28 protein-coding genes and 2 pseudogenes are annotated in these 26,987 nt (G+C 58.2%); 17 read left to right on the top strand and 13 right to left on the bottom strand.

The features are described from left to right. The first annotated feature begins 2 nt into the window (after positions 1–2). Entirely contained in the window at positions 3–1,070 is a 1,068-nt protein-coding gene (locus tag ACR0BI_RS14530; RefSeq protein WP_170449511.1) for an AbrB family transcriptional regulator, read from the top strand. Here ACR0BI_RS14530 and ACR0BI_RS14525 read toward each other — a convergent pair. After that, a pseudogene (locus ACR0BI_RS14525) lies at positions 1,067–1,325 on the bottom strand (integrase core domain-containing protein); the annotation flags it as partial. The gene ACR0BI_RS14530 and the pseudogene ACR0BI_RS14525 overlap by 4 nt on opposite strands. A 10-nt stretch (positions 1,326–1,335) precedes the next feature. Here ACR0BI_RS14525 and ACR0BI_RS14520 point away from each other — a divergent pair. Beyond that, positions 1,336–1,431 (top strand): annotated as a pseudogene (locus ACR0BI_RS14520) (IS630-like element ISSpo6 family transposase); the annotation flags it as partial. 759 nt (positions 1,432–2,190) lie between these two features. Here the strand turns inward: ACR0BI_RS14520 and ACR0BI_RS14515 are convergent. Beyond that, complete coding sequence (locus ACR0BI_RS14515; protein ID WP_170449509.1) at positions 2,191–2,448, bottom strand: hypothetical protein; 258 nt, start codon at positions 2,446–2,448, stop codon at positions 2,191–2,193. 202 nt (positions 2,449–2,650) lie between these two features. On the opposite strand from ACR0BI_RS14515, the gene ACR0BI_RS14510 reads away from it, so the two are divergent. From ACR0BI_RS14510 to ACR0BI_RS14445, 14 genes are all read left to right on the top strand, one after another. Next, positions 2,651–2,968 (top strand): hypothetical protein, encoded by a 318-nt coding sequence (locus ACR0BI_RS14510; protein WP_226892621.1) that lies wholly within the window; start codon positions 2,651–2,653, stop codon positions 2,966–2,968. A 64-nt stretch (positions 2,969–3,032) separates the two neighbouring features. Beyond that, complete coding sequence (locus ACR0BI_RS14505; protein ID WP_170449507.1) at positions 3,033–3,611, top strand: lytic transglycosylase domain-containing protein; 579 nt, start codon at positions 3,033–3,035, stop codon at positions 3,609–3,611. Beyond that, positions 3,611–3,901 carry a TrbC/VirB2 family type IV secretion system protein gene (locus ACR0BI_RS14500; protein ID WP_170449505.1) on the top strand — a complete coding sequence of 97 codons (291 nt, stop codon included), beginning with the start codon at positions 3,611–3,613 and terminating at the stop codon, positions 3,899–3,901. The genes ACR0BI_RS14505 and ACR0BI_RS14500 overlap by 1 nt, the downstream gene beginning before the upstream one ends. 7 nt (positions 3,902–3,908) lie before the next feature. Further along, a complete protein-coding gene (locus ACR0BI_RS14495; RefSeq protein ID WP_024096577.1) occupies positions 3,909–4,187 on the top strand; it encodes a VirB3 family type IV secretion system protein in 279 nt (92 codons plus the stop codon). After that, positions 4,177–6,543, top strand: a complete 2,367-nt coding sequence (locus ACR0BI_RS14490) for a VirB4 family type IV secretion/conjugal transfer ATPase (protein WP_170449503.1) — start codon at positions 4,177–4,179, stop codon at positions 6,541–6,543. The genes ACR0BI_RS14495 and ACR0BI_RS14490 overlap by 11 nt, the downstream gene beginning before the upstream one ends. Positions 6,544–6,686: 143 nt before the next feature. Continuing rightward, positions 6,687–7,835: a lytic transglycosylase domain-containing protein gene (locus tag ACR0BI_RS14485; protein ID WP_170449501.1), complete on the top strand. Its 1,149-nt coding sequence runs from the start codon at positions 6,687–6,689 to the stop codon at positions 7,833–7,835. Continuing rightward, entirely contained in the window at positions 7,832–8,611 is a 780-nt protein-coding gene (locus ACR0BI_RS14480) for a type IV secretion system protein (protein ID WP_170449499.1), read from the top strand. The genes ACR0BI_RS14485 and ACR0BI_RS14480 overlap by 4 nt, the downstream gene beginning before the upstream one ends. Positions 8,612–8,614: 3 nt before the next feature. Further along, positions 8,615–9,265 carry a VirB8 family type IV secretion system protein gene (locus ACR0BI_RS14475; protein WP_170449497.1) on the top strand — a complete coding sequence of 217 codons (651 nt, stop codon included), beginning with the start codon at positions 8,615–8,617 and terminating at the stop codon, positions 9,263–9,265. Positions 9,266–9,268: 3 nt separating this feature from the next. Further along, positions 9,269–9,964 (top strand): TrbG/VirB9 family P-type conjugative transfer protein, encoded by a 696-nt coding sequence (locus ACR0BI_RS14470; RefSeq protein ID WP_170449495.1) that lies wholly within the window; start codon positions 9,269–9,271, stop codon positions 9,962–9,964. After that, a complete protein-coding gene (locus ACR0BI_RS14465; protein ID WP_170449493.1) occupies positions 9,957–11,270 on the top strand; it encodes a TrbI/VirB10 family protein in 1,314 nt (437 codons plus the stop codon). Before ACR0BI_RS14470 ends, ACR0BI_RS14465 begins: the two co-directional genes overlap by 8 nt. Before the next feature lie 2 nt (positions 11,271–11,272). Next, complete coding sequence (locus ACR0BI_RS14460; protein ID WP_170449491.1) at positions 11,273–12,268, top strand: ATPase, T2SS/T4P/T4SS family; 996 nt, start codon at positions 11,273–11,275, stop codon at positions 12,266–12,268. Continuing rightward, positions 12,261–12,437 carry a DUF4177 domain-containing protein gene (locus ACR0BI_RS14455; protein ID WP_170449489.1) on the top strand — a complete coding sequence of 59 codons (177 nt, stop codon included), beginning with the start codon at positions 12,261–12,263 and terminating at the stop codon, positions 12,435–12,437. The genes ACR0BI_RS14460 and ACR0BI_RS14455 overlap by 8 nt, the downstream gene beginning before the upstream one ends. Positions 12,438–12,457: 20 nt before the next feature. After that, positions 12,458–13,456, top strand: coding sequence for a TrbL/VirB6 family protein (locus ACR0BI_RS14450; protein ID WP_170449488.1), 999 nt, complete (start codon positions 12,458–12,460; stop codon positions 13,454–13,456). 226 nt (positions 13,457–13,682) lie between these two features. After that, positions 13,683–15,710: an ATP-binding protein gene (locus tag ACR0BI_RS14445; RefSeq protein WP_170449486.1), complete on the top strand. Its 2,028-nt coding sequence runs from the start codon at positions 13,683–13,685 to the stop codon at positions 15,708–15,710. Positions 15,711–15,806: 96 nt separating this feature from the next. Here ACR0BI_RS14445 and ACR0BI_RS14440 read toward each other — a convergent pair whose 3' ends face one another. The 8 genes from ACR0BI_RS14440 to ACR0BI_RS14405 all read right to left on the bottom strand — a co-directional run bounded on the left by ACR0BI_RS14440 (position 15,807) and on the right by ACR0BI_RS14405 (position 22,491). Next, positions 15,807–17,699 carry a type IV secretory system conjugative DNA transfer family protein gene (locus ACR0BI_RS14440; protein WP_170449484.1) on the bottom strand — a complete coding sequence of 631 codons (1,893 nt, stop codon included), beginning with the start codon at positions 17,697–17,699 and terminating at the stop codon, positions 15,807–15,809. Further along, positions 17,692–19,500, bottom strand: coding sequence for a relaxase/mobilization nuclease domain-containing protein (locus ACR0BI_RS14435; RefSeq protein WP_170449483.1), 1,809 nt, complete (start codon positions 19,498–19,500; stop codon positions 17,692–17,694). Before ACR0BI_RS14435 ends, ACR0BI_RS14440 begins: the two co-directional genes overlap by 8 nt. After that, a complete protein-coding gene (locus ACR0BI_RS14430) occupies positions 19,487–20,077 on the bottom strand; it encodes a hypothetical protein (protein ID WP_170449481.1) in 591 nt (196 codons plus the stop codon). Before ACR0BI_RS14430 ends, ACR0BI_RS14435 begins: the two co-directional genes overlap by 14 nt. A gap of 175 nt (positions 20,078–20,252) precedes the next feature. Next, positions 20,253–20,534, bottom strand: coding sequence for a hypothetical protein (locus ACR0BI_RS14425; RefSeq protein ID WP_170449479.1), 282 nt, complete (start codon positions 20,532–20,534; stop codon positions 20,253–20,255). Continuing rightward, complete coding sequence (locus tag ACR0BI_RS14420) at positions 20,521–20,745, bottom strand: hypothetical protein (RefSeq protein WP_170449477.1); 225 nt, start codon at positions 20,743–20,745, stop codon at positions 20,521–20,523. The genes ACR0BI_RS14425 and ACR0BI_RS14420 overlap by 14 nt, the downstream gene beginning before the upstream one ends. Further along, positions 20,742–20,945 (bottom strand): hypothetical protein, encoded by a 204-nt coding sequence (locus ACR0BI_RS14415; protein ID WP_050673793.1) that lies wholly within the window; start codon positions 20,943–20,945, stop codon positions 20,742–20,744. Before ACR0BI_RS14415 ends, ACR0BI_RS14420 begins: the two co-directional genes overlap by 4 nt. Then, the gene (locus tag ACR0BI_RS14410; RefSeq protein ID WP_170449475.1) at positions 20,942–21,820 is read right to left on the bottom strand and encodes a zincin-like metallopeptidase domain-containing protein; all 879 of its coding nucleotides are present in this window, start codon (positions 21,818–21,820) and stop codon (positions 20,942–20,944) included. Before ACR0BI_RS14410 ends, ACR0BI_RS14415 begins: the two co-directional genes overlap by 4 nt. Positions 21,821–22,203: 383 nt before the next feature. Next, on the bottom strand, positions 22,204–22,491 hold the full coding sequence (locus ACR0BI_RS14405) for a hypothetical protein (protein WP_170449474.1): 288 nt from the start codon (positions 22,489–22,491) through the stop codon (positions 22,204–22,206). Positions 22,492–22,950: 459 nt separating this feature from the next. Here ACR0BI_RS14405 and ACR0BI_RS14400 point away from each other — a divergent pair, with 459 nt between their 5' ends. Further along, positions 22,951–23,115, top strand: coding sequence for a hypothetical protein (locus tag ACR0BI_RS14400; protein WP_170449472.1), 165 nt, complete (start codon positions 22,951–22,953; stop codon positions 23,113–23,115). Here ACR0BI_RS14400 and eno read toward each other — a convergent pair whose 3' ends face one another. The 3 genes from eno to ACR0BI_RS14385 are packed head-to-tail and all read right to left on the bottom strand — an operon-like array spanning position 23,116 to position 26,976. Next, positions 23,116–24,393, bottom strand: coding sequence for a phosphopyruvate hydratase (gene eno / locus ACR0BI_RS14395; RefSeq protein ID WP_170449470.1), 1,278 nt, complete (start codon positions 24,391–24,393; stop codon positions 23,116–23,118). Between the two features lie 10 nt (positions 24,394–24,403). After that, a complete protein-coding gene (gene pyk, locus ACR0BI_RS14390; protein ID WP_170449468.1) occupies positions 24,404–25,831 on the bottom strand; it encodes a pyruvate kinase in 1,428 nt (475 codons plus the stop codon). Next, positions 25,828–26,976, bottom strand: coding sequence for a DUF4147 domain-containing protein (locus ACR0BI_RS14385; RefSeq protein WP_170756581.1), 1,149 nt, complete (start codon positions 26,974–26,976; stop codon positions 25,828–25,830). The genes pyk and ACR0BI_RS14385 overlap by 4 nt, the downstream gene beginning before the upstream one ends. Positions 26,977–26,987 lie beyond the last annotated feature (11 nt).

Genomic DNA, 26,987 nt, shown 5'->3' with positions numbered 1-26,987 from the left:
CCATGCTAACACTGCCAACATTGCCAGCCCTCGGGCTCTCGGTTCTATCGCTTGCGGTTGGTGCTGCCGGAGCTTTGGTTGGCTACTTGGTTAATCTCCCGCTCTATATGCTGACGGGACCAGCGGTGCTGGTCTCGGTCCTGTCGCTGTTCGGGATGCGCCTTGGTATTGCGCCGCTGCTGCGCGACATCGCATTCCTGTTTATAGGAATTGGTATTGGGGCCGGCGTGAATGCAGAGGCGGCAGCTGCGATGCTGAGTTGGCCGCTTGCCTTTGTGGCATTGGCAATCATGCTGGTTCTGGCCATGATCTTGTGCCGCACCTTGTTGGTGAATGGATTCGGATTTGATCAGCGCAGTGCGGTTTTGGCGTCTGCACCGGGCCACCTAAGTTTCGTGATAGCCTTGGGCGAGACTCACGGCGTAAATCTGACGCAGGTAACTGTTGTACAATCAGTACGGGTACTGCTGCTAACACTAGCAGTTCCGGCGCTCGCAGCGCTGATGGGGTTGGACCTGTCTCAGGGCATGACCCCGGATGGGGATACTCTGAGCGCAGGCTATATCGCGGCGTTGGTCGTTCTGTCTCTAATCGCAGGTTGGGTGCTGGAGCGATTCCGCGTCCCTGCGCCGCTCCTCATCGGCGCAATGCTAGTTTCCTCTGTGGGGCATTTGTCAGATCTCTCTCCCGGTATTCTTGAGCCAAGAATTACTATGGCTTGTTTGGTGCTGATGGGCACACTAATTGGCTGCCGCTTTGGCGGCACAAGACCTGTGATGCTGTTTCGATATGCGGGCGGCGGGGTGGCGATCACGGTGTTGACCACGGCGCTTTCTGTCGGGTTCGCGGTCCCAGTGTCGATGTTTTTGAATATGCCCTTGCCCCATGTTTTGGTCGCTTTTGCACCCGGGGGGCTCGAGACCATGATAGTCATGGGGGCGGTGCTTGGCGCCAACCCGGGCTTTGTCGCAGCCTGCCATGTGGGCCGACTGCTGGTTCTGAGCGTGCTCATCCCGTTCATGGCCGCGCGGGTGCGGGATGAGCCTGCCCCCGTTTCACCGAACACCTAAGCGGTTTCGGTTTTGGCCCTGAAGAACTCGTGAGGCGATTTCCATTTCAGGCCGCTGTGTGGATGGTTTTCGTTATAGTCTTCGATCCAGTCTCCTATCAATTTCTAAGTGGTTTCTGCATCAGGCAAGGGTTCACACGGACGTAGTCGCGCTTGAGCGTCTTCACAAGCCGTTGGACTGCGGACTGGCCACCGGCGTGAAGCAGGGCTTCAACCCTAGCTGGCGGGCAAAGATGCGGGTGTCCTTGGCCGTGAACCCGATCTAGATGGCCTTCTCAAAGCTCAAAGCACACCTGCGTAGGATCGGGGCGCGGACCTTCACCGTGATGTTCGACGCAGTCGCTGAAATTTGCGACCTCTACGGCACACATTCGATGCGCCGTACAAAAAGCTGCGGAGATCTACCGCAAAACGGGGAACCTCCGCGCAGTCCAGCTTTTGCTTGGTCATACGAGGGTCGACAGCACAGTTCTATACTTGGGCGTCGAGCACGAAGATGCCCTTAGCATCGCGGAGAAGATTGACATCAAACCAATCGGCGAACGGCCTTTGCCGTTCGCCTCGGGGCGGAGACGACAACCAGGAAAATGCGATCCGGTTCGGGTTGGCAATCTTCTCCATCGTCCATGTCGGTCTGAATGAACTTCTTCGGCGTCATCCAGCCTATGGGTTTAATAATCAGAGCCCATGGGGTTTGATCTTGCTGACAGGTGTCCTCTGCGTGGCAAATCTTCTCGCCTTTACGGACTTATGAAATGGGCGATTGTTTGCAACATTTCATCCTAATCCCATGCACCAGATATCGGAACTAACCACCAAAGAAGCCCTCGATTGGATTCCGCAAAAACAGCCATCGCAAAGACAGCAACGAAAATCTAGTTTGTCCACGCCTCGCTGATTCCGGCTCCGTGCTGCGAAGGGGTTTTTCTTGATTTGGCGTCTCAAGACGAGATTGAGCGGCTGCTTTGGTGAAACGGGCTGCATCGCAGCGACGTGTACGTCGCATGCGCGAAGCAATGCTGCAACAGCGAAGGCCGAAAACGGAATGTCGGCAAAGTCCGCGTTGGCGACCTTCGCGGCAGCCTTATTGAACGGCAGCTTTCTCTACGTGAGGACGGGTATCATTTCCTCAGGTCGTCCAGGAACTCCAGAACGCGCGCATAGTCTCCACTGACCTCGCGCGCTTGTTCGAAGACCTCACGCCGCTGCTGATCTAGGCATCGGAAGTACTGCTCAACATCGGTGAAATACGTCTCCGCATCCCGCCTCAAAAGGTCCGCAAAGGCCCTAACATGATCGGCATTGGTCGGCATCCAGGGCGGCGCAGGCGGCAGGCAACTGCCCGCGATCGCGGCAGACCCCCAGCTCAGAACGGCCATAACCGCCCATGTTTGTTTCAAAAGCCCCATATTATCTTGGCTAAGCCACTCCGTTGCAGTAAATTTGTTTCAACGCATGAAGGGCGCAATAACTCAAATTGCACCTATTGATTGCAAGATTATAATATTGTATCGGTTCGGTAGTCCATGAGGGACTGCCGGGCTAATGCACAATTCTGCAAGGCTCGATCCTATGAATTTGATGCAAGACGCCCCTAATGTTGTCAGTGAAGACGGGCTGCGCACACTACTTGCCGAGGGTCATTCGGCGGATGTTGTGTGCCGGGTTACGCCCAAACGTACAGGTGCTCAGTGGTCCGGAGTTTGGACCGTGCATTGCGTCTCGCCAGATGGCGAGACGCGTCGCCTGCTCGTCACCGCGCGTAACAACATGGCGGCCCGAGAGTTTAAGACAATCAACGGCTTATCCAGCTTCCTCGCCGGGCTTGGTGTTTCGATCGTCTCGATCCCCATGTTCGAAGGCAAGATCGCCTCTCACAAGTTGGACGACGCGGGCTAAGCCACTTGCCGTCTTCGCAGCATTCCTAGCTGCCCCGGCCTATTCCGAAGGCTTCGTGCTTTCCATGCGAGCCGATGGCCAGCTGGAGACCAAATCCCCCCAATCAGGTTTTGCGCAAAGCTATGTCGACGGGATTGGAGCAAACCCATCAGAGCTGATCGTGTTCGCAGCGCCTCAGCCTGAAGATCCGCCTCCTGCATCCACCCGCGCGGTTCCCCGCCCCGAGATCCTCACAGCCCTTGAAAGCACCGCGCAACGCTATGGCGGACACCCCGCACTACGCCGCGCTGGCCTGTCCGTGACGGAGTGGCAGGTGCTCTTCCAAGCCAATATTGAGATTGAAAGCGCCTATCGCCCGAATGCGCGCAGCTCCGCAGGTGCTATCGGCCTCGGACAGCTGATGCCAGCGACGGCCGCGCAGCTCGGCGTCGATCCGCATGACTGGCAGGCCAATCTGGATGGCTCCGCCCGTTACCTTCTGATGATGCTGGCGCAGTTCGGCACGCCCGAACTCGCGCTCGCTGCCTATAACGCCGGACCAGACGCGGTCGCGCGCTATGGCGGCATCCCTCCTTACCGAGAAACCCAAAACCACGTGCGCCGGGTCATGGCTGTGCGTGACCGACTGACTGGAGCCTCCTGATGCACATTCAATTCCGCACGATCCTGTCGCTGGCTCTGGTCAGCTTGATGTTTGCCAACCCCGCCTTTGCGCAAAGCATCGACCTCTCCCCGGTGCAAAACCTGCTGCAAGGCATTGTCGACACGATCACCGGCCCCTTGGGCATAGTCATCGGCACCTTGGCCCTGATCGGTGTGTTCCTCTCCTGGCTCTTCGGCATTCTGGATTTCCGCCAGGCTCTTTGGGTGCTGGTCGCCATTGCGGGGATCGCGGCTGCACCGACCATCGTGACCGCGATCTGGGGCGCGTAAATCTGACATGGCAACGCAAACCCGCCTCTTCCTGGGCCTGATCCGGCCGCCAAAGCTCATCGGCTTGCCGATCATGTATGCCATGGTTTGGCTCTTCGGGTTTGTGTTGCTGTTTCTTTGGGTTCAGAGCTGGCCGGTGATCATCATCGCCGCTCTGGCCTATCCCGCGCTTTGGAAAGCGGCGGATTGGGATCCGGCCTTTCTTGAGGTGATGGTCACTGCCCTGCAAGAAACGCCCCCGACGCCAAATCGAAAGATCCATTCGGGGGACAGCTATGCTCCGTGATCCTTCGGATGATCTTGCAACGCTGCCAGACTGGGCGCGCAAAGAGCGCCCGATGGCCAGCATGCTGCCCTATGTCAGCCTGGTGAATGACGTGACGATCCGCACGCGCGGCAATGCTTTGTTCCAATGCCTCCGCCTCGATGGGGTCAACAGCATGACCAGCGATGACGCGCATCTGGAGAAGATCCGCGCGCTTTTCGCGGCGATCATCGCGCAGATCGGACCAGAGTACAGTTTCTACATTCACAAGGTCTCAAAAGCGATCGAGACCGCCTTGCCACCGGTTCGCGAGGAAGGGTTTGCGCAAGCGCTGGATACCCGCTGGCAAACGGCGATGGCGCGGGCGGGTCTGCGGGACAAGACCCTCACGCTCACGGTGCTGAAACGTCCTCCCCTCGGTGCACGGCTGCGCCTGAAGCGATCAGACTCAATCACACAAATTAAAGACCGGACAGCCAAGCAGATGCGTAAGCTCGAGGAGGTCGTCGGGTTTCTGCTGTCGTCTTTTGCAGAAATGAACCCGCATCTGCTTGGGGCCGAAAGCGGCGAGCTACTCGGGTTCCTTGGGGCGCTCAATATTGGCCAGGAACGACCGCTCTTCGCAAAATCCCGCTTTGGCATCATCGCTGAGGATGTGGCCAACACCCGCGTCACGTTTCAGGGGCGAGGCTTCACGTTGGACGATGGGACGGCAGGTAAGCGGTTCGGCACCAGCTTTGCCATCAAGACCTACCCGGCCAAAACCAGCTGCACGATGTTCGATGAGCTGAACCTGCCTGTCGACATGGTGGTTTCGCATTCTTTCACACCTATCAACAGCAACATCATGGCCAGCCGGATCAAGCGCCAACAGCGCCTAATGAAGGCCAGCGATGACGGCGCGATTTCCCTCGCCGAAGAACTGGTCGACGCGCTGGACGACTTGGAATCCAGGCGCCTCAGCTTTGGCGATCATCACATGACAGTGACGGTTTTCGCCGAGACCGAGGAAAAACTGGAAGCCATTGCAGCCGAGGTGCGCAACATCGCGGCCAGTGAAGGCGTCAATCTGGTGAATGAGAGCTTTGCGGCTCGGACGCATTATTTCGCGCAGCATCCGGGCAATGGGCAGATGCGAAGCCGTAAGGCCGCCATCACCAACACGAACTTTGCCGACCTCGCGGCACTACATCGCGGTCAACTGGGCAAGCCGGGTGATAGAGTGCCTTGGGGTAAGCCGATTACCCTGTTTCCAACACCTGAACGCTCGGGCTTCCTGTTCAACTACCATGAGATGGGTCAGCCAGACAAAGAGCCGACGGGCGGGCACACCTTGATCCTCGGCCGTCCTGGCTCAGGCAAGTCAGTGCTGTCGGCCTTCCTCATGACCCAAGCCCGTCGCTGCGACGCACGCGTCTTTGTCTTTGACTATCGCGCGGGCATGGAAATGGCCGTGCGGGCCAATGGCGGGCGCTACAGCGCCATCAAGGCGGGTGAAGCGACCGGCCTCAACCCACTGCGCACTGAAATCGACGGGCGCGGGCAAGCCTGGCTGTCCGATTGGCTCGCCACGCTGATGCATCGCGCCGACAAGCCCTTGAGCCCGGTTCAGATCAACCGCGTCCAAGAGGTAGTGCGCCAGAACGCCGGGGCGAGCGATGCCGCCCTTCGTAACTGGCAGGATTTGGCGTCGCTATTTGTAGCGGGAGCTGACGAAGGGGATCTGTTCGAGCGGATACAGGAATGGACCGCAGATGGTCGCTATGGCTGGATCTTCGGTCAAAGCGCTGAGGATACCTTCTCGCTCGACGGAGATGTCGTGGGGTTCGACCTGACCGGCATTCTCGACAGCGAAAGCGAGAAGGAACGCATGGCGGTCCTCTCTTACCTGTTTCGGCGGGTCGAACGAGTGATCGAGGACCGCAAGCCGACACTGATCATCATTGATGAAGCCTGGAAAGCGCTCGACAACCCGTATTTTGCCGACCGGCTGAGCAACTGGCTGGTCACGGCACGGAAACAGAATGCCGTCGTCGTGATGATGACCCAATACGCAAGCCAGCTTGAGAAAACCCGCACCGGCAAAACGATCGTCGAGGCTGTGCCGACGCAGCTTCTGCTACCCAACATTCGGGCCTCGGCCAGCGATTACACCATGCTGGGACTTTCTGAGAAAGAGCTCAGCGTTTTGCTTGGCACGGGCAGCAACTCACGCTTGGCTCTGGTGCGCGATGACCTGGGCTCGGTGGTGATCGACGCTGATCTCAGCGCCCTTGGCCCCTACCTCACGATCCTTGGCGGCATGGAAAAAGGCGAAGCGCTGGTCGGCGCGGATTACCGCCAAAACCCCGATTTTTGGAGACAGATTGATGCGTAGACTGTGCGTTCTAACCCTCACCCTTTTGACCCTGACAGCCTGCGCGGAATACCGGCCGTCAGAAGCTGAATGCTTCAACTCCTTTGCCGAGGTCAGCCGCAGTAACTGCAATTTCGAGTTGCTCGGGCCGATTGGTTCGCTGCATGAATAGCCTCCGCCCGCATATCCTTGCGGGTTTGGTGTGGCTCAACGCGCCAATGGCCTGTGCCCAAGGTGTGCCCACCTTTGATGCAGGCATGTTCTTTCAGCGCGAGCGCGTGTTGCAGCAGGGCGAACAAGATCTGGCACTGCAGCGGGATCGTTTGACCAAAGAGGAAGAGCTTGAAGAGCTCGAGCAGGAACAACTCCAGGTGCTGGAAGACATCCTTGATGCCACGACGTTGGCCAGCGGGAACTCAGGCGCACTGGTCGCAAGCCTAGAAGCTGGTTCAACACCTGAAAGCGCCGCAGGCACGCTCTATGGTTCGGTCGATCCGAACCCCGGCGCAGCCCAGATGTTCGGCGATGCCTCCGGTTCGATTGAGCAGCTGATCATTCGTGCCGCCCAAGAAACGCACCATATGTCCGGCGTGCGCGCTGCCGGTCTGTCGCCCAAGCAATGGCGCTGTCTGTTGCAGGCGCTGATCTGGCAAGAAAGCCGCTTCACCATCGGCGCGCGCTCGCCTGTTGGTGCATTTGGCCTGACCCAGATCATGCCCGGTACGGCGCAGGATCTCGGGATTTACCCGGCCTACTACGAAAACCCGTACATCCAGGTCACCGGCGGCGCGCGCTATCTGGCGCAGATGCTGGCCATGTTTGATGGCAACATCATTCACGGGCTGGCCGCCTACAATGCCGGTCCCGGCAATGTGCAGCGCTACGGCGGTGTTCCGCCCTTCGCTGAAACCCAACACTACGTTCAGGTGATCCCCGAGCGTTTTAATCTCTACCTTGCCCGCGTGGGCGGCGTCGACGCGCTTGGCACCATTGATCCAGTTTTGCTCGCCAACTCCACAATGAACCTGACCTCATTCGGCGCAGGGGTCTATGGCGATTACTCCTTGGTCTCCGTGCAAGCGGCCGCGTTGCGCGTGCAGGACATCATCAGGCGCATTGGCGAGACAGATGACATTCACGCGGCGATGTCGCTCAACACCTACGCGCGGGCCGAACTCGCCCGCCTGATCGCCATCCGCACGCGCCTCAAGGCCGCCCACACCCGCCCGCTCAGCGCAGCAGGGCTGGCCATGGCGGCCGCGCAGGCCCGCGAACAAGACTTCATGCAATTCGATCTGGAGGTACTCCGATGATCCGCTTTCTTTCTGCCGTAGCCACCTGCGCGTTGCTGGTTGCCTCACCCCTATTTGCCCAAGGTGTCCCCACGGTCGACACGCGCAACATCGCGCAGGAAATTCGTCAACTGCAGCAGATGCTGGAGGATTTCGGGATCCAGACCGACCAGCTCGACACGCTTCTCGAGCAGCTCGATCTGGTGCAGCAGCAACTCGACACGCTTAACGAGACCTACGCAGCCCTGACCGGCGCGACGGATATCATCGAGATGGCCATGGGCGGTGATCTGGATGGTCTCTTAGACCAAGAATTCGGCGATCTTCTTGGCACCATACGGCAAATCCAGAGCGGCGATTTCAGCGGCCTCATCGGCAACGCGGCCCCTCAGATGGAAGGCCGCATGACGCAAGCCCTGGAAGACGCAGGCTTTGACCAAGACAGCCTGTCTGACATGGCCAGCAGCGGCAATCCGGGCGCGGAACGCATTGCCAGCCAGGCGGGCACCGGGGCAGTGATGTCCGCAGCCGCTGAGAACAGCTATGACGAGGCCGCGCAATCCCTTGAACGGGTCGAGCAACTGGTCTCACTGATCCCCGACATGGAAACGCTCAAGGAAGCGGTCGACCACAACACCCGCGTCACCGCTGAGCTGGCCATCGCCATGACCCGCATGTGGGAACTTGAAGCCATACAGACCGTTGGCGCGGGACAATCCGGGGTGGTGGATGCCGCCACCCTGGCCGAAGAGCGGCGCTATATGGACTTCACCCTGCCAGATCTGCGCGCGGACTGATCCATGAGCAGCGAGGCAGAAATCATCGAAGAAGAGCTCGTCTACGGCGCCCGAAGACGCGAGCTCTTGTGGCAGAAGCTGGGGCTGACAGGCATGGCGTTTGGCATGGCAGGTTGCCTCTCCGCTGCTCTTGTCGCCCTGCTCGACGTGGACCCGCCGCCCATGATCGTGCCCTTTGATAGCGAAACCGGCATGGCCCTCCCCAATGCCGTGGTTGAAGCGGTCTCACTCACGGAACGCCCCGCTATCATCGAGGCGCAGGTCTACCGCTATGTCATCGATCGAGAGACATACAATCAGCTCGACAATGACGTACGCGTGCGGCGGGTCCTGGACCAGTCGGACGGCGCGGCCGTTGCAGGGCTGCGCGCTCTTTGGACCAGCGGCCATGAGGCCTATCCACCGGACAGCTACGGCACAGATGCGCGGCTTGATGTTGAGGTTCTGTCGATCACTCATATCAGCGCCAACCGTGCCCAGGTGCGTCTGCGTAAGCGGCTAAATTCACCGCGCGGCAGTCAAAACGGGCTCTTCACCGCAACCCTGATGTTTGAGTTTCGGCCTGAGAACAGCCGGTCGATCGACGATGTCTGGCAGAATCCTTTCGGCTTCACTGTCACTGAATATGCGATCCGCTCGGATCGATTGGAGTAGCCAATGCGCCGCCTGTTCCTGACCCTCGCCTTCCTAATTTCACTTGCTGGCACCGCCTATGCAGAAATCCAGCCTCGCCAAGGCCCCTATGATGCCCGCGTCAGGCTGGCTACCTATCAGGATGGGCAGGTCTATCGCATCCGCACCAGCCTGACCCATGTCACCAGCATCGAATTTGGCCAAGGCGAAACAATCCGCTCAATCATTGCAGGTGACACAGAAGGGTTCCTTCTCGACGGCGTGCCCGGAGGCCAGGCCTTTGCAATCAAGCCCGTTACACGCGGCGCACATACCAACATCACCGTCTATACCAACCGACGCAGCTACTACTTCAATGTCACTGAGGCGAGTTCACCGACGTTCTATGTCATCCGCTTCACCTATCCCGAAGCGGCTCCTCGGCAAACGCGTGTGGCTGCCACTGCGCCAGCAAACCATGCCTACGGCGTCAGCGCACGATCCGAGATCACCCCGCGCGAAATCTGGGACGACGGAACCTTCACCTACTTCCGCTTTGCTGCGAACGCGCCGTTGCCCGCAATCTTTCGCTGGTCCGGCGGCAATGAGCGCAGCGTGAATGCGCTCGCGCGGCCGGACGGCGTGATCCGCGTGTCAGGTGTCAGCGATCGATGGGTTTTAAGACTTGGTGAGATCGAGATCTGCGTCCAAGAGATGAGCGAGGCAGATCACAATGAGTGAAACAGCTGAGCTTAAGAAACGCCTCGAAGCGCTTGAAGGAAAACCACAAAACCGAAAATCGTGGCCGTCCGCTGTCACTATTGCCCTTGGCATTGGGGCGATCGTGGCCCTTGGCGGCCTCTTGATTTTGTTCTCTGGCGGCGCTGAACCCGACAGCCTCGAGACCGCCTCACCAGATGAATTTCAGGCGGCTGGACCGGGTTTTGGCGCGCTAGATCCCACGCCAGCACCGAACGACACATCCCCACCCCCGGAGCCGGAACCAGACAGCGAAACAGTAGAGTTGCGCGCGCAAATGGACGCCATGCGGTCCGAGCTTGAAGCCCTACGCAACGCACCAGCACCTGAAGCCCCAACCATCGACACTGAAGCGCTGAATAACTTGGGCGCAGAGATTGACGCTCTGCGCAGCGAGGCAGCCGCAACGCAAGCCGCGTTGCGCGAGGAGTTGGAGGAACGCGCACGGCAAATCCAGCGGCTACAGAACGATCTAGAGCTTGCACGCCTGGAAACCCCGCGCACGCCCGCACCAACCGGCCCCACGGCCGATAAACTGCGTCTTCAGGAGCTCGAGCGGCGGCGGCAAGCCGAACTTGAGGAACTGCAAGCCCGTATTGCTAGCCCAATTATCGCCTTTGGCGGTTCGGGCACCGGCAATGCAGAGACCGCCGCCCAGCAGCGGCGGCTTGATGGCGACACAGACTTTGTCCGCAATGGCGCTGAACCCGCTGAGGTGACGCAGGCCCAGTTGATCGTGAACCCGTCAAACACAGTTGTTCAGGGCACGATGATCCAGGCCGTGCTTGAGACCGCAATCGACAGCTCGCTCGCCGGTCAGGTCCGTGCGATGGTATCGGAAGATGTCCACGCTTATGACGGCTCAAGGATCCTTATCCCACGCGGCGCGCGTCTGATCGGGAGGTATCATTCTGGCCTCGATATTGCGCAGCAACGCGTGACCATCGCTTGGGACCGGATCATTCTGCCCAGCAACCAGACCGTTGAAATCAGCGCTTTCGGTGGTGATGAACTGGGGCGGTCTGGCACGACCGGCTTTGTCGACAGCCGCTTTGGCACGCGGTTTGGGTCAGCCGCCCTGATATCTCTGATCGGAGCATTGCCCGCCGTGGCAGCCCAGAACACCGAAGATGAGATCACTTCTGATGTTCTGGAAGGCATTGGCGAAGACCTTCAGGACAGCGCGCAAAGCGTGATTGGCGAATACCTCTCCGTCTCGCCTGTGATCTATGTCGACCAAGGAGCCCGCGTCACAGTGATGGTCGACCGCGATCTGGAGATCTTCTGATCATGGCGGCCAGCTATCTACAAAGTTCAATGGACAAGATTGCCGAGGCGCGTGATGCAAAGCTGATCGAGCTTTGCATCAACCCCGACGGCTCGCTGTGGGCTGAGTTTCAAGGGGATCACTTCATGCGGCGCGTCAATCGACGACTCTCGCCCAATGAGATCAAAGACTTGGGCAATCAGATTGCCTCCGCCGCGAACACCACGCTCAGCCGAACGAAGCCCATCGTCTCGGTCAGCATTACCTACCGAGACCGCCCAATCCGGGCGCAAGTCATCCAGCCCCCCGCCGTTGATGGCGGTTACGCGATTTCCCTGCGGTTCTTCGCCGACCTGCCATTGGAGCGGATCAAGCTGTCCTTTCTCTTCGGCAAAGAGCGCAGCAACGAAGGTGCAAGACGCAAGCGCAATGCCGAGCTGCGGGATGTCGTGACCACCGGTGACATCGATGCCGCAATCAAGTTTTGCGTCACGCACAAGCTCAACATGATCGTGTCTGGCGGGACTTCGACCGGCAAGACCGTTACGGCGCGCAAGATTCTCTCCTTCGTGCCCGCCGACGAGCGCATCATTACCATCGAAGAGGCCGCCGAGTTGCGTCCGATGCAGCCCAATGTCGTCACGTTGATGTCTGACCGCGATGAGGCCACGCGCAGCGCTGATGTCTTGCTAACCTCTACGCTCCGCATGCGACCGGACCGTATCGTCCTGGGCGAAGTGCGCGGCAAAGAGGCCATGACCTTCCTTGAGGCTATCAACACCGGCCATGGTGGCTCACTCACCACCCTGCACGCCGAAACACCTCAGCTGGCGGTTCAGCGTCTCGCCATCGCCGCCCTAAAAACCGATGTGCCCATGACTTACCAGGACATTAACGATTACATCACCCGCTCGATCGATGTGATCATCCAGGCCGGTCGTCATGAAGGCGCGCGCGGCATCACCGAATTCTACCTGCCGGTTAATCCGGCCCATTCAAAGGAAACAACCCATGTTTGAATACAAAATTGAACAGATCAACACCGCCAAGACAAAGCCACCGAAGATCGAAGCGCAGCTGACCGCTCTTGGCCAAGACGGCTGGGAGCTGGTCTCAGTCGTGCCGGATTTCGACGGCGAGCACATCTTGAAGGCATTCCTGAAACGTCGCACTGGTGACAGCGCCTAAATCCAACCGAGGAGGAACTGATGGGCGTTGTCACCTGGATGGTTGAGACAACCGACAACTTTTTGGACGACGCGGCCCAAACCACTTTTGGCAACGTCGCCGGGCAGCTCGGGGGTGTCATCGCTGTGGCCTCGACGCTCGCGGTGATCGGCATCTTCCTCAACATAGTGTTTCAGTACAAATCCATGGATGGGCGGACCGCCTTCTGGTTCGCCCTCAAGCTCATGCTGATCTCCCTCTTTGCAATGAATTGGGTCCAATTCAACGCAGTAGCCAGCGCTCTCATAGACGGGCTCGACCAACTCGCGGGCGGCATGGTGGCGGGGCTTGGCGGTGGCGGTGCAGGCGCATCTTACTTTGCTGAGGCCTTCGACGATCTCATCGAGGAATTTGGCGACTACCTGAACGCGGCCGGTGACAACATGCATTGGATGGCCGGAGCCCTGATCGGCGCGATTGGTGCATTCCTTCTGGGTGTCATCGGCGCGCTCTGCGGCCTTGTCTTGATCTTCGCGAAGATCATGCTGGCCTTCATGATTGGCATCGCCCCAATCATGATCGCGCTTTCCCTGTTTGATGTCAGCAAGGACTATTTCCACCGCTGGCTGTCCAGCACGGTATCCTATGCGCTCTATCCCCTCGTGATCGCCGGGGTGTTTTCCACCGTCGTCGGGATGTCGCGCTCGCTGATGACCGAACTCGGAGATCCGTCCGGAGCAAGCAACATCGGTGCACTTGTGCCCTTCTTTATGATGATGTTCCTCGCAGGCGGCATGATCATCGCCACCCCGCTGATCGTGCGCTCCATCTCGGGCAATTTCATGATGGCCGGACCGCCAAGCATTCCGGGTCCCGGCGGTTTCGCCAAAGGCTTAATCGGCACCAAGGGGTCACGAGCGCGGGCGCGGTTTGGGACCAGGTCAAATGCTGAGATCGCAGGTGCTGGAATACGGCAGGCAGGCGGTGCGACTGTTTCTATGGTTCAGCGGGTGGCAGAACGAGCGAAGCGGTTGGAGTAAAAAATTGGCCCAAAACCACTTTGCGTCGAGAAGGTCGGAGACCTCAACACGGCCTTTCGAAGCAGACAACCTTTGCAACTGCAGCCCATGAAAGCAGCCTCGAAATCCGTGGAGGTGATATCTGGTCTTAGCTTCAACTCGGGGTTGCTTGAAAAGTTGTGCTATCCGCAAAGGACAGGTTAGGATAATCGAGATTTAAGAAAGAACTATGAGGCCAGATAATTTCATGGCGGACGCCCATTTCAGAGTGCAGGTCGAAAAGGACCACCTTAAAAAGCTGGCAAGCGCAGACGCCGTCAAGGCTTTGTCGGAATTGATATGGAACTCAGTCGATGCTGACGCCTCTCGCGTGGACATTGAAATTGAGAATGATGATATCAGCATGCGCTCAATCACTGTCCGGGACAACGGCCACGGCATTCCACACGAGGAAATCAAACAACTCTTCGGTAGCATCGGCGGGTCTTGGAAGCGCCACGGAAGCCGCTCTAGGGGTAAGAAGCGAATCCTGCATGGCAAGGAAGGTAAAGGTCGCTTGAAGGCTTTGGCGCTCGGGCGATCGGCTGAGTGGATTGTGCGCTACAGGGACGAAGGCGGCAAAGGCAAACTGCTCGGATACAAGGTTTCCCTTCTAAGGGATGATCTTGTCGATGTTCGTGTGACTGAACCGGAGGAAGCCGATCCTGCCCTTGGCACCGGTGTGGAAGTCAAAGTGGCAGAGCTCGATAAGAACTATCGGTCCCTCGAACCGGAAAGATCGGTACAGTCGCTGTCCGAGGTCTTTGCACTTTATTTGACGGACTATAAGGATGTGTCGATCTATGTCGAGACAGACAAGCTGGACCCGAACAAGGCCATCAAAGAGAAGGTCAACATCGACCTAGATCCTATCATCGACGGTGAAGGCGACAACGCCAAGGCCTACCCAGTTTCCCTTGATCTTATTGAGTGGAAGGCAGCGACCGAACGCTGGTTCTTCCTTTGTGGGCAGCACGGTTTTCCGTTTCAACGTGTCAAGCCACGCTTCCACGCGCCAGGACACCAGTTTTCAGCTTACTTAAAATCCAGCTTTATCGATGAGCTTCAGGAACGCGGTGAACTGGAACTAGCCGAGATGATCGCACCGGCACTATCAGAAGCGCAGGATGCCGCCGCCGAAGTTATTAAAAGGCACTTTGAAAACAAGGACGCGGAGGCGGCGCAAACAGAGATTCAGCAGTGGAAAGAAGAAGAGGTCTACCCCTATAGGCTCGAGCCGCAATCCCCCGTCGAAGTGGCTGAGCGCAAGGTCTTCGATATTGTGGCGCTGAACGTCAACAAACACCTTCCGGATTTCAAGGTTCAAAGTTCCAAGAGTAGGGCGTTCCAGATGCGTATGCTCAGACAGGCCATCGAGAAAGGCCCCGACGAGCTACAGCATATTTTGACTGAAGTCCTGGAGCTTCCGCCAAAAACCCAGAAGGAAATGTCCAAGCTGCTTGAAGAAGCTGATCTAGCCAACGTTATCAGCGCCGCGAGGTTGGTATCTGATCGGCTCAGGTTCGCTACTGGGTTGGAAGCACTGATATTTCACCCTGATACGAAAAAACACCTTAAAGAGCGCAGCCAACTGCACCGCTTAATCGCCGAAAACAACACATGGATATTCGGAGAAGAGTTCAACCTGACTGTCGATGACCAGTCGCTGACTGAGGTGCTACGGAAGCACCAAAAGATAATCGGAAAGGATACCGTCATCGATCGCCCCGTTACTCGGGTGGATGGAAAGGTGGGCATCGTCGACTTGATGTTATCCAGAGCGCTTCCACAGCGTCGGGAAGGCGAATGTGAGCATCTCATTGTGGAACTAAAAAGACCTAGTTGCAAAATTGGTTCAGCAGAGATCAACCAGATCGAAGACTATGCGTTCGCTGTGATCGAGGATGAGCGTTTTCGGCATTTGAATACGCGATGGAGCTTCTGGGTAGTTTCCAATGAACTGGACGCCAGCGCCAAGAGGAAGACCCGTCAGCTAAACTGTCCACCCGGTCGCATCTATGCATCGGATGATGGCATGGTGGAAGTGTGGGTGAAAAGCTGGGCGGAGGTTCTGGATGCATGCAAATCGCGAATGAAGTTTGTGCAGGATAAACTGAACGCCAACGTCGATACGGACAGTGCCTTAAAATACCTCAAGAAGACTTACGAGAAGCATCTTGTTGGAGTCGCAGAAGAGCACGCGGAAGCGCTGGAGCCGGAAGTGGCTGAAAATTGAAGGGCGGCCTATCGAATTGAAGCCGTTATTCCCGGTTTCCTTTCTCACGCCCTTCTTTTTTCGTGCGGCCGCGGGAGAGTGTTTGCTCGCCCCATCTCATCCCCGAGCTGCCTCCTCCAAAAATCTCTCCACCCGATCTGTTCCGGCCTGATATTCGCCCCAACTAGGCTTGTTTTCTGACGTCAATTCTCGCTCTTCGCTGGCCAAGTCATCAATCTCTTCACGTCGCTTCCCGCTACTTTCAGATCCCTCAAAGGGCACCACCTTCGGCATCTCAAGCGCCCCGATCTTCGCCTCCAACGCCTTGATTTGCCCTTGCAGGCCACGCATCTGGTCACCGGCTGAGGGATATGGCAGATTGCCGGTCTGCTTGTCGAAGATCTGTTTAAAAAACCGATCCTCATAGTATTTGATCCGCTTGGCTCGCACAGGCATTTGCGCGTCGACCACCAGTACGATGTCATCAAGATCCATGCGCCGCGCCTCGTCCTCAGGTAACAACGCGGTTTCTTCGGTTCGTTCAGACATGCTGCGCCCGGCAAATGGGTTGCGGCCGATCGGCCGCGAACGGGTCACGACGCGCTTGGTTGTTTTGCCGACGGCTTTGCTAAGCTCTTCGATGGTCTTCTCATCCGAGGGCGTCAGATAGAGCTTGATACCCGCGTTGCCCTGCAAGGCGCGGCGGGCGTTTTCACCGTAGATTTCGTCCAGCGCCGGGATCGTCTGTGTGACGATCGCGAGGTTCGCCCGGTAAGATCGCAGTGTTTCAATGCTGTCCAGAACGATGGGCATTTTGCCCAAGCGGTTAAACTCATCGAGCATAATCATCACCGGCCAAGGCTCGTCCTTGCCGGGTTCATGGTCTTGCAGAGATGCCAGCAAATCCGAGAAGAACAGACGGATCAAGGGCGCGAGAGGTTTCACCATGAGCGGTTCAACCACAAGATAGACCGAAAACGGAGTCTTGCGGATATCGCGGAAATCGAAGTCTGAGGTCGCGGTTGCGCGATCGATGGCAGGGTTCGACCATTGTTTGAGGCCAGATGTCATCAACAGTGACAGGTAGGAGGTCAGCGTGTCGTTGTTGGTCGAGGCCATGCGCATGAAAATCAGCTTGGCGGCTGGATTGAACACTTCATCGGCGCGGCGGCGATATTCCTTCTGCTTGTCCCCGCCAGACGCAGTGATGCGGTAGATCTCGCCCAGGGTCGGCCGCTTGCGCTCGAACGCCAAAAGTCCTGCCGCCACGAATAAGTCAATGCCGCCATCAAGAAGCCCCTGAACCCGATCATTATCAGCTTGCAGGAACAGCGAAGCCAGGAGTTGCAGCTCCATCTGCTGGCGGTCGACGTTTTCCAGCGCCGAGATGCGCAGCAATGGATTGTATCGGTGCGATCGGCCGTCCTTCCAATCGGTGGGCGCGAACCGGAACACCTTGTCGCCCTGCGCCGCCCGGTGGCGCGCCGTCGCCTCAAAATTCTCGCCCTTCACGTCAAGCACCACCGCACTGCCCTGATAGGTCAGAAGGTTCGGGATGACGAAGCCCGTGGTCTTGCCACGTCCAGTCGGGGCGACGATCAGGGCATGGGGGAATACCTTAGACATCACGAATGGTTTGCGGCTCCTGGGCTTACCCATTTTGCCGAGGACAAAGCCGTGGCCAGGCTTGCCGAAGAAACCGTTGCGCTTCATCTCGGACATTTGCTGCCAATGGGTTTCCCCAAATTTGGTCAGCGCATCGTTCATCAAGACCGCACTGAGCAAAACACCGGCACCAGTGCTGATCCCCACGATCAAGTGAACAATCTGCACATCGGCCGGATGGGTCGTGCGGAGCCCCCCATAGCTACGTGCCAGCATCAAGAAATCGATATCCGCCCCGACCCCGAACCAGCGGAACGTCAGAAAGGCCGACACCAGAACATACCCCAGCACCGCGCCGAGAAGAGCAAAACTCATGACGCCAAGTGCGATCCGCGCCTTACCCATGCGTCACGCCCTTTTCGCCGTCGGCATCGACATGCCGCTCGCGTTGGAGGTCTATTTCCTCATTGGCGATCTCGTCGAGGACATGCTCCATCGCCACGCTGTTCGCCTGAGCGGCATCGCTCTGCAGATAGGCCTTGGCCGCATGGAGCCGGTCCAGCCGATCGCTCACGTGTTCCTCGAGCGCGGTTTCATCGCCGATTGCCAAGTCGGGGGCCTGCTCCTCACCGACCAGTTCCTCCAGCTCGGCACGCAAGGTCTCGCGTTCCAGATCGCTGCGGAAAGGATCTGCGGTTGGGTCGTCCCGCATACGGCTCAGGATATCAGAAGTGGTCGGCGGCAGCCTGTCGACCAAGGCTTCCTGCCGGTCGGTTTCCACCGCCCCACTGTCTTTGAGCACCTCAGCATCTGCCAACACACGGCCCAGATCACCATGCACCTGGTCAAGGCGGTCAATCGCTTTCTCAAGCTCATCGGCGCGTGACAGGTCAAAACCGTCCTTCTCGGCAATCGCCTTCAAATCCTGTCCAAGCCACTGCCGCTCGAGCGCGGCATTGCCCGCACCGATTTCAACGCGGCGCGTCACCTCTTGCGCGTCAATTCCTGTACCTTTCAAAGCATGCTGAAGACGTTCTGCCAGAGCTGGATCCTGTAACGCTTCTTGAGCTTCGGCCTGGATATTTGCGGCAGAATAAATCCCACTCTTGGACGCATCCTCGAGCAATGTGTGGGACTGCGTTCCCATTGGGCTGAGATGCGACAGAGAGCGATAGATGTCGTTCAGCTCATGCTCGAGCGCCGCCCGCCGTTCAACCGGAGCGCCTGCCACAATGCGTTCGGCTTGGTTGATCTTGTCGTGAAAGGCATCCACGACCTCATCAAACGAATGCTGTTCTTCGGCCACACCATATACCTTTCCATCTGCTTCAATTGGTTTGCCCTGCCGCAAAAGCGTCGCCGCCTTGTCCAAGGCCGCCGCGATGTCATGCTGGTTCTCGCGCGAGGCTTCGGCCGCAAGGCCGCGATAGAGCCGCGCGTTCAGGGCGACTTCAGCCAATGCGCGTTCGAGCTCTGGCCCTGCGCGCTCACGCTCGGTCAGCTTCTGGCCCGTGGCTTCCGCGCGGCGCTCATCTACATCGTTTGGCGTCTTTGTCGTCACACCACGTTCGAGCTTTCGCGTCGCCTCAAGCCGCAGCCCATAGTGGTCCGACACCTCCACCATCGCCTCGCGAAAACTGTCGTAGTTAAAGTGGTGCCCTTCTTTCAGAAAGAAGAACTCACCATCCTTGCTGCGTCGGTTCAAAACGATATGCGCGTGCGGGTGATCCCGGTCCTCATGCACGGCTGCGATGTAATCAAAATGGCTGCCTTCGCCCTGAAAGAACCTCTCGCAAATCTCGCGCGTGATCTCGGCAACATCCTCGCCGCGCGTGCCAATTGGGAAGGCCATCAAGAGGTGCGAAGTATGCCCCAGCTTGGGATGGAACCCTTCATTCCACTGCGCTGAAAACCGGCGTGCGACCTGCTCGATCTCTTTAGCTGACAGAACGCTTTGGCCGTCATAGGTGCCACGGCTGTCGATAATGAAGCTCGACTTGGTGGTCAGGTATTCCAACTGGTTGCGCAGCTGCGCTTTGTTGTGAGTGCCGCCGTCGCGAATGGCTTTGAAGATCGCTGGGGAATGCCCCATGGCGGCGCGGGCCATTTGCTTGGCACGGGTACGCGGCACGCTTCCGCGAATGCGGCTCCAGTCGCGATCGAAGAAGGCCTCTTGCGCGGCGGCAACGGCACTATTCCGGGCCATCGGCAAAGCCTCCCAGTACGCGAGCAACCTCGCCGGACAGCGCGCTTCGGCGGCGCTGCGCCATGTCCTGAACCTGGTCCGCGATGTCGAAAATCAGCCCTGCCAAAGCACGAACCTGGCCATGGGCAGAGTTGCCATAGGGCGGCATTTTTCCCTGGCGCTTTGCCTCGTTCAGGCGCTGCGCGATCTGGTTGATATTGTTGCCGGTGCGATTGAGCGAAGCCGATAACCCCTGCATCTGGTTGGCCAGCTCATCTTCAGGAACGAAGAGATCGTTCGACGCATAGATCAGCCGCCGCAACCCGTCGGCGCGGCTGTTGATATCATGCCGCGTCAGCACCGCATCAAAGCTCGCAAGCTCTCTTGGCGTGAGACGGACATTCACCAGTTCTGAACGCACGCGTGCATCCAACTTGCGGCTTTGATCGGCCTTCAACGTGTAGAAGATGCTGCGGGTCGTGACGCCGAATTCATGGGCCAGATCCTCGATTGGCACACCTTCGGCACGCTTGCGCACGATGGCAAAACGCTGGTTCTGCGTCAGTCGCTTGTGCCGTGGTGCGCGCGGTCGGCCCATGTGAAGTAATCACCCCTATTTCTTGCCAGCATCATACAGGCAGCCCTGTTATGGTACTTCGCCATAATTGATGCAATATTATAATATTGCATCAACTGCCTGTATTCCGTTTGGAGCAGCCATAGGCTGCGACCGCCGGGCAAAGCCCCGGCCACATGCGCAAGGCATGGCACCACTAATCGTGGTTCCATGCCTCAGCATCGCCAAGCAATTGCAGCGCTATTGCGCGGGCCGCGCCTTGGGCGCTGGTATAGGTTTGATGATCGGGCAGCTCGTGCAAATCAAAGGGCTGTTGCGGGTCGTCCGGGGTCTCAACTCGGACATAGATCGCCCAGCCATCGATCAGTGCTGGATCATCACAATACTCCTGCCCGCCATCGGGCAGATTGCAGAACCCATGCAGATGCACGCTGGCGCGGCCCTCTCGGGCCGCCTGCCTGATGTCAGAATACTTCATGGCGAACCTCTGCACTTTCCTCGATGAAAAATTCGTCAGGCTCGCCGTTCAGACGGGTGCCATCCCAACTGGTCAAACCGATAGCCGAACCGTTCCGCGTGAATGTGATGAGGTATTGCCCGAGGTCATCACGCGTAACGACATACCCCCTGTTGACCCAATGAACGCGGTTACCCGCGGCCACTGCTGCTTTGATGTCTTCCACGGTCATCGCAACGCCTCCTCAAGGATTGCGAGAGCCCCAAGACAATCGTCGATGTAGGGCTGTTCTTCGCCTTCCAGATCGTTCAGCTCCAGCCGGTTCAACACCGCGTAAAGCGTGGCGCGCGCCTCACGGGCGGCGCTTCGCAAACTGACGGTATCTTCCAGACGTGCCGTCGAAAAATCATCGCTGTGATAGTCGGGGATCATGCTGCCACCTCCTTGCTCTGACCTGCCGCTGCAAGGACAAAATCGGCTGCCTTCTGCGCCTCGGACGCCGCGCGGAAAATCGCACGTTTGTCCTCCTTGAGCGCTTTTAACCACTCTTCAACATAGGCGGCGCTTTGGTCGAATTCCGGCGTGACCCCAATCTGAGCACCGAGGAAACAAGCACCGATTTCCGCCACCAACTCTTCAAAGGCATAGGCTTCACGGTTCGCAAATTTCTTGATCCGCTCAAGCCGCTTTTCGCTACCGGTCCAGTGAATTGATTCATGAGCAAGGGTCGCAAAATACCCTTTCGCACTAAGGAAGGTCGCCACGGGCGGCATATGGATGTGATCCTTGGACGGGCTGTAGTAGGCTCGCGGCTCATCGGTGGTCACGATCTCCGCACCCGTGCGAGCAAAAAACGCCTCAAGCTCGGGATCAGCTTCAGTGCCAAGATCGCGCGGGGCCTCGGGACGGATGTAGTACTCCTCCGGCAAACCTTCGATCTGATCCGCGTTGAAGACGCGGTATGCGCGCGCATAGGGCAGCTCTTCCTCAACGCCCAATTCGTTCTCTCGGGTGAACGTCCCGTATTTGACCACGGTCGACGACGTTTCGCCTTTGCGGACTTGGCCGCCCAGTTCCTGCGCCTGCTTGTAGGTCATCCAGCGGCTCGAAACATAGCCATGCTTGGCCGCCATGACCCAGAGCATCAGGACATTAATCCCGCGATACTCCTCGCCGCTGTGTCGGTTCGGCAGGGCAATGCCGGACGCACTCCCGGTCCATGGCTTGCGCCATGGCGGCGTGCCTGCCTCGATCTCGGCAATAATGGTGTCGGTGACATGGGCATAAACATCAAACTTCGGTGCCATTTGTGGCCTCCTCGATCAAAGTGACGCGGGTGAGGCCTCGTGCCCCCTTCCGCCGATGGGCTGCGCCTCGGCCACCTGATCTGACCGAATACGCATGTATTCGGCGGAACAGAGTGGGAGAGGGCAAAGCCCGACCCACGGCCCTGAGCGGGGCTGTCAATCGGCCACATTTGCGAAGAAAATGTCTGCGCCAAAATCAGACACCAATTTGCCGCGCGAGGAATGGCTCGCCCGCGAGACAGGGGAAATTGGTGGCTGATTTTGGGGATGGACTAAGGTTGACCGCCACGGTCAGGGATGTTGGGCGGACCAAACAAATAGAAAGATGCCTGGATTGGGGTGAGCGGGCCCTAGCCCGTTGAGCCGCAATCTAGTCTATGGGATTATTTCGCCCGCGCACCAAAGCGCAGGCTCGTTTCCAAACTCGGGTAGATGATTTTTTCAGACCGTCGGAAAGAATGAAACTCGGCAGGTGGGAGCCTTTCATGCTGAACCACCTGAAGCCGACATTGAAACTTCTTCGAAATCGAATATTTCGTTGCGCTGCCGCATGTCCGCTTGGAGCCCATCTTGTGAATTTGAAATTCTCGCTGCGAGCGCACGCGGCACGATTTTTGCTGCAACTGCGTGATTAACCGTGCTGCGCCGCGATGTGAAAAGGCGTCGTTCATGCAAGTTGCAGCAAGCCGAGGGGGATCAATTCACAGATCGCGGACTTTCTGGACGCTTGCAAGTGCGGCCAGTGCGACCGCGAGAAACTTGCCACCGACCTTCGCGATTGCAGCAATGCGAGTTCGCCGGCATGGCGAACTTCCCCAGACCGGTCATTGGCCGGCACCACCGACCTGCCGAATCCTTTACCGTTATTCGTTGCGCCGAGATTGCACTGGCAAGAAGCGGACTTGCAGGACCGTTTCTTACGTAACTGATGCTCCCGCAGAACGCATTTGCTCATGTGGTGTGGAACTTTCGCTGGCGTAGCAGGTTATACCGATCCGAGCAGGTCGACCAGTCCGGCGAAGACCTCGACGCGAGACGGCGAGCTGCCTTGGCAGGCTCGTGGGGCGCCCGGAATTGCGCTGGAGCATGGTCGCCCTTGCATCGCGCCCCGTGTCGGCCGACGGTCTGCCATGCGTTGGGCTGCCGGGCCCGAAGGGCTCTACCTGGCGGTCATGCATTCCGGTGTAACGCTTGCCGCAGGCATTGCAGAGGCGCTGGCCGCCGAGATACTGGAGGGCAAGGCGGCAGAGTTGCTGGACCCCTTCCGCCCTGCGCGTTTTCAAACCGTGGGCTGATCAGCCGCGCAGGACAGAGCGACCGGCGAACTCAGCCGATGCGCCCAGCATTTCCTCGATGCGGATCAGCTGGTTGTATTTTGCTAGCCGGTCCGAGCGTGCCAGCGATCCGGTTTTGATCTGGCCGCAGTTGGTGGCCACAGCCAGGTCGGCGATGGTGGCGTCTTCGGTCTCGCCCGAGCGGTGCGACATCACGTTCGTGTAGCGCGCGCGGTGGGCCATATCGACGGCTTTCAGGGTCTCGGTGAGCGAGCCGATCTGGTTCACTTTGACCAGCATCGAGTTGGCAACGCCCTGGGCGATGCCATCGGCCAGACGGGCGGGGTTGGTCACGAAGAGGTCGTCACCGACCAGCTGAACCTTGTCGCCGATCTTGTCGGTCAGGAGCTTCCAGCCTTCCCAGTCGTCTTCGTCCATGCCGTCTTCGATCGAGATGATCGGATAGTCGGCGCAAAGGTCGGCCAGATACTGAGCATTCTCTTCCGAGGTCAGCGATTTGCCTTCGCCTTTCAGCTCGTATTTGCCGTCCTTGTAGTATTCCGACGAGGCGCAATCGAGGGCGAGGTAGATATCGTCACCCAGCTTGTAGCCGGCTTTCTCGACGGCGTTCTTGATGAAGTCCAGTGCGTCGCGGGTCGAGCCGATGTTGGGGGCAAAGCCGCCTTCGTCACCGATGCCGGTCGAGAGGCCCGCTGCGGAAAGCTCCTTTTTCAGGGTGTGGAAGACTTCGGCGCCCATGCGCACGGCTTCGCGGATGTTCGCGGCTGACACCGGCATGATCATGAATTCCTGGATGTCGATCGGGTTGTCTGAGTGTTCACCGCCGTTGATGATGTTCATCATCGGCACCGGCAACACGCGGGCCGAGGTGCCGCCCACGTAGCGAAACAGGGGCTGAGCGGTGAAGTCGGCTGCAGCCTTGGCAACGGCGAGCGACACGCCAAGGATGGCGTTGGCGCCGAGGCGGCCTTTGTTCGGGGTGCCGTCAAGTTCGATCATAGCAGCGTCAATCGCTACCTGCTCGGTCACGTCCATGCCGACCAGCGCTTCGGCAATCTCGCCGTTGACGGCGGCACAGGCTTCCAGAACGCCTTTGCCCAGGTAACGGTCCTTGTCACCGTCGCGCTTTTCCACCGCCTCGTGGGCACCGGTCGACGCGCCCGAAGGTACGGCAGCGCGGCCCATGGTGCCGTCTTCAAGGATCACGTCGACTTCGACGGTCGGGTTGCCGCGGCTGTCGAGAATTTCGCGGGCGTGGATGTCGATAATGGTGCTCATTGGTGTATCCTTATCTGCCGAGATAGGCGATCTTTAGCGAGTCTGTGCCGCCAGCTTGGCCATGCACCGATCCGGATGTCACAATAACCGGGCGACCAGGCCGAACCAGGTATTCGGGGGCAAGATGCGACGGGATACGGCCTTCGCGGCTGGAAGAGAACTCTTCCACGCTGGTACTGACGATAGGCGTTACCCCCCAGACAAGGCAAAGGCTTCGCGCGACTTTCTCCGAGTGACAGATTGCAAGAATTGGGATGGCGCTACGATTCTTCGACACCCGCAGCGTCGTGGCCCCGGTTGTCGTAAACGTGGCAATGCAGCTCGCATTCCTCAAATCTGCAAGGGTGCTGGCCGCACTTGCGATTGAGCTTGAATCGTCCGGGGCATCAATCAGAGCGGTGTTGACGTTCGAATTCAATGAACGAGAGGCAGATTCGGTCGCTTGGGCAATTTCGGCCATCGCCGTAACGGCTTCAACCGGATATTCCCCCGCTGCGCTTTCTGCTGACAACATGACCGCGTCTGCGGACTGGGACACCGCATTGGCAACATCCGATGTTTCCGCCCGAGTGGGCAGAGGTGCTGAGATCATGCTTTCAAGCATCTGGGTGGCCACAATAACTGGTTTGCCGTGTGACCGGGCCGTTGCCACCAGTGATGCCTGGATGGCCGGCAAAACGTGCCAATCGCACTCAACGCCTAAGTCTCCACGCGCAACCATTATAGCGTCAGTGGCGTGGAGAATTGCGTCGATATCTTGAACAGCAACGGGTTTCTCGATCTTGGCAACGATCTTTGCCAAGCCTCCGGTCAACCGGCGAAGCCCCTTAATGTCCTCTGCGGTCTGCACAAAGGACATTGCCACCCAATCAACCCCCAGTTCGAGCGCAAACCGCAAGTCGTTCCGGTCTTTTGGCGTGATCGGGTCCAGCTTCAGCGTGGTGTCCGGAAAGTTGATCCCCTTTCGGTCTCGCAAGGTCGCTTTGTTGAGAACTTCGGCAGTGATAGCGTCGTCATGGCTCTCAACAACGCGCAACCTGATGCGGCCATCGTCGATGAGAATCATATGGCCAACCCCAACAGTGCCGAAAATCTCAGGATGAGGCAGAGGTACGTCGTTTTCCCGGGCGGGATCACAGACCAACCGGATACGGTCGCCGATGGCTAGCGGTCTTTCCCCGCCTGGCACCACACCGATGCGAAGCTTCGGCCCCTGCAGATCCGCGAGAATGGCGATGGATCGACCGAGGTCACTCTCTGTTTTGCGAATGGCTGCATGAACCCTAGCATGGTCTTCGTGGGTTCCGTGGCTGAAATTCATTCGAAAGACGTTCGCGCCCGCCTCGGCGAGTGCCTTGATCTTGTCGTATGAATTGGACGCGGGGCCCAACGTGGCTACGATCTTCGTTTGCCGGGGCAGTTGATTATGAGTGGTCATGATGTGCGCCTTCTGCTTTGTTTGAGAAAAATCGCGAGGTCCATCACATTCGTGCCGGTTGGCCCGGTGATAATCTGATTGCCCGTGCGGGCCAGAAAAGAGGCAGAATCAGCGCTGCGTAGCGCATCTTCTGCACCAGGTTCCGAAGAAAAGGCATCGCCATCCAAGAACGCACCCGCTGCATTCGTCGGACCATCGGTGCCGTCCGTCCCTGCGACGAGGCCGGTTATTTCGGATCGGTTTTGAACGTGCCTTGCAATTTCCAGTGCAAGGGCTTGGTTGCGACCGCCTTTGCCGGGGTTTTCGGGAAGAACAACCGTTGGCTCTCCGCCATAGACATATAAGCCGTCGGGGCCTTCCGTGATCTCATGCGCGATCTGAGCGGCAATCTCATTCACATCCGCATACATGCTCTCTTGGTTGGTGATGGTCTTGATCCCAATCGATTTTGCGCTTCGCACGACGGCTTCCCGCGCAACAGCGTTTGAGGCGACAACGCTGCAGTTGTAGCCAAGACCGGCACTCTCGGGCGCCGCGCCAATCCCGGAACCGATGACCGAGATGCTGTCTCCCGCTACGTCCGAAATGGCAAGGACATCGACTTGTTGGCCTTTGAACGACGCCAACAGCCCGCCTCCCTTGACTGCGGAGACGGCTTGTCGACGCTTGTTAATTTCTCCGATATCCGCACCTTCGGCCAGAGCGGCTTTCGTCAGAGCCACAAGATCAGCGCTGCTGACACCTGGTTTCAGATGCTCGACAAGCGACGATGCGCCTCCTGAAACAAGCATCATCAAACGACTGCCAGTCGGGCATCCGGCCACAAAGTCTAGCAGGCCTTTACCCGCCTTCAACGAAGACTGATCCGGTATCGGGTGGCTGGTTTCGAATGCCTCGACGTTGCTGCCGAACTCCCCGTTGCCCAGATGGTCAGTCTTTGTGACAAGATAGGTGGGTATCGTGTTGCGCCAGTCGTCTGGCAGGCCCTCGAACATGGCGGTGGCGGCTTTTCCGACGGCAACAATATGCGTTGGAGGTTTGACATCGTGGTGCGACACCCAATTGCGCACGCTGATGTCACCCTTCACTGAAGAAACCGCTGCGCGGAAAAGGTTCAAAAGTGTATTTCTGTGGGCAATGGTCATGTCGAATTCCA

The sequence above is a fragment of the Ruegeria sp. E5 genome (assembly GCF_056534105.1).
Note: the sequence above shows the minus strand (reverse complement) of the source record. Positions and strands in the feature narration are given on the sequence as shown.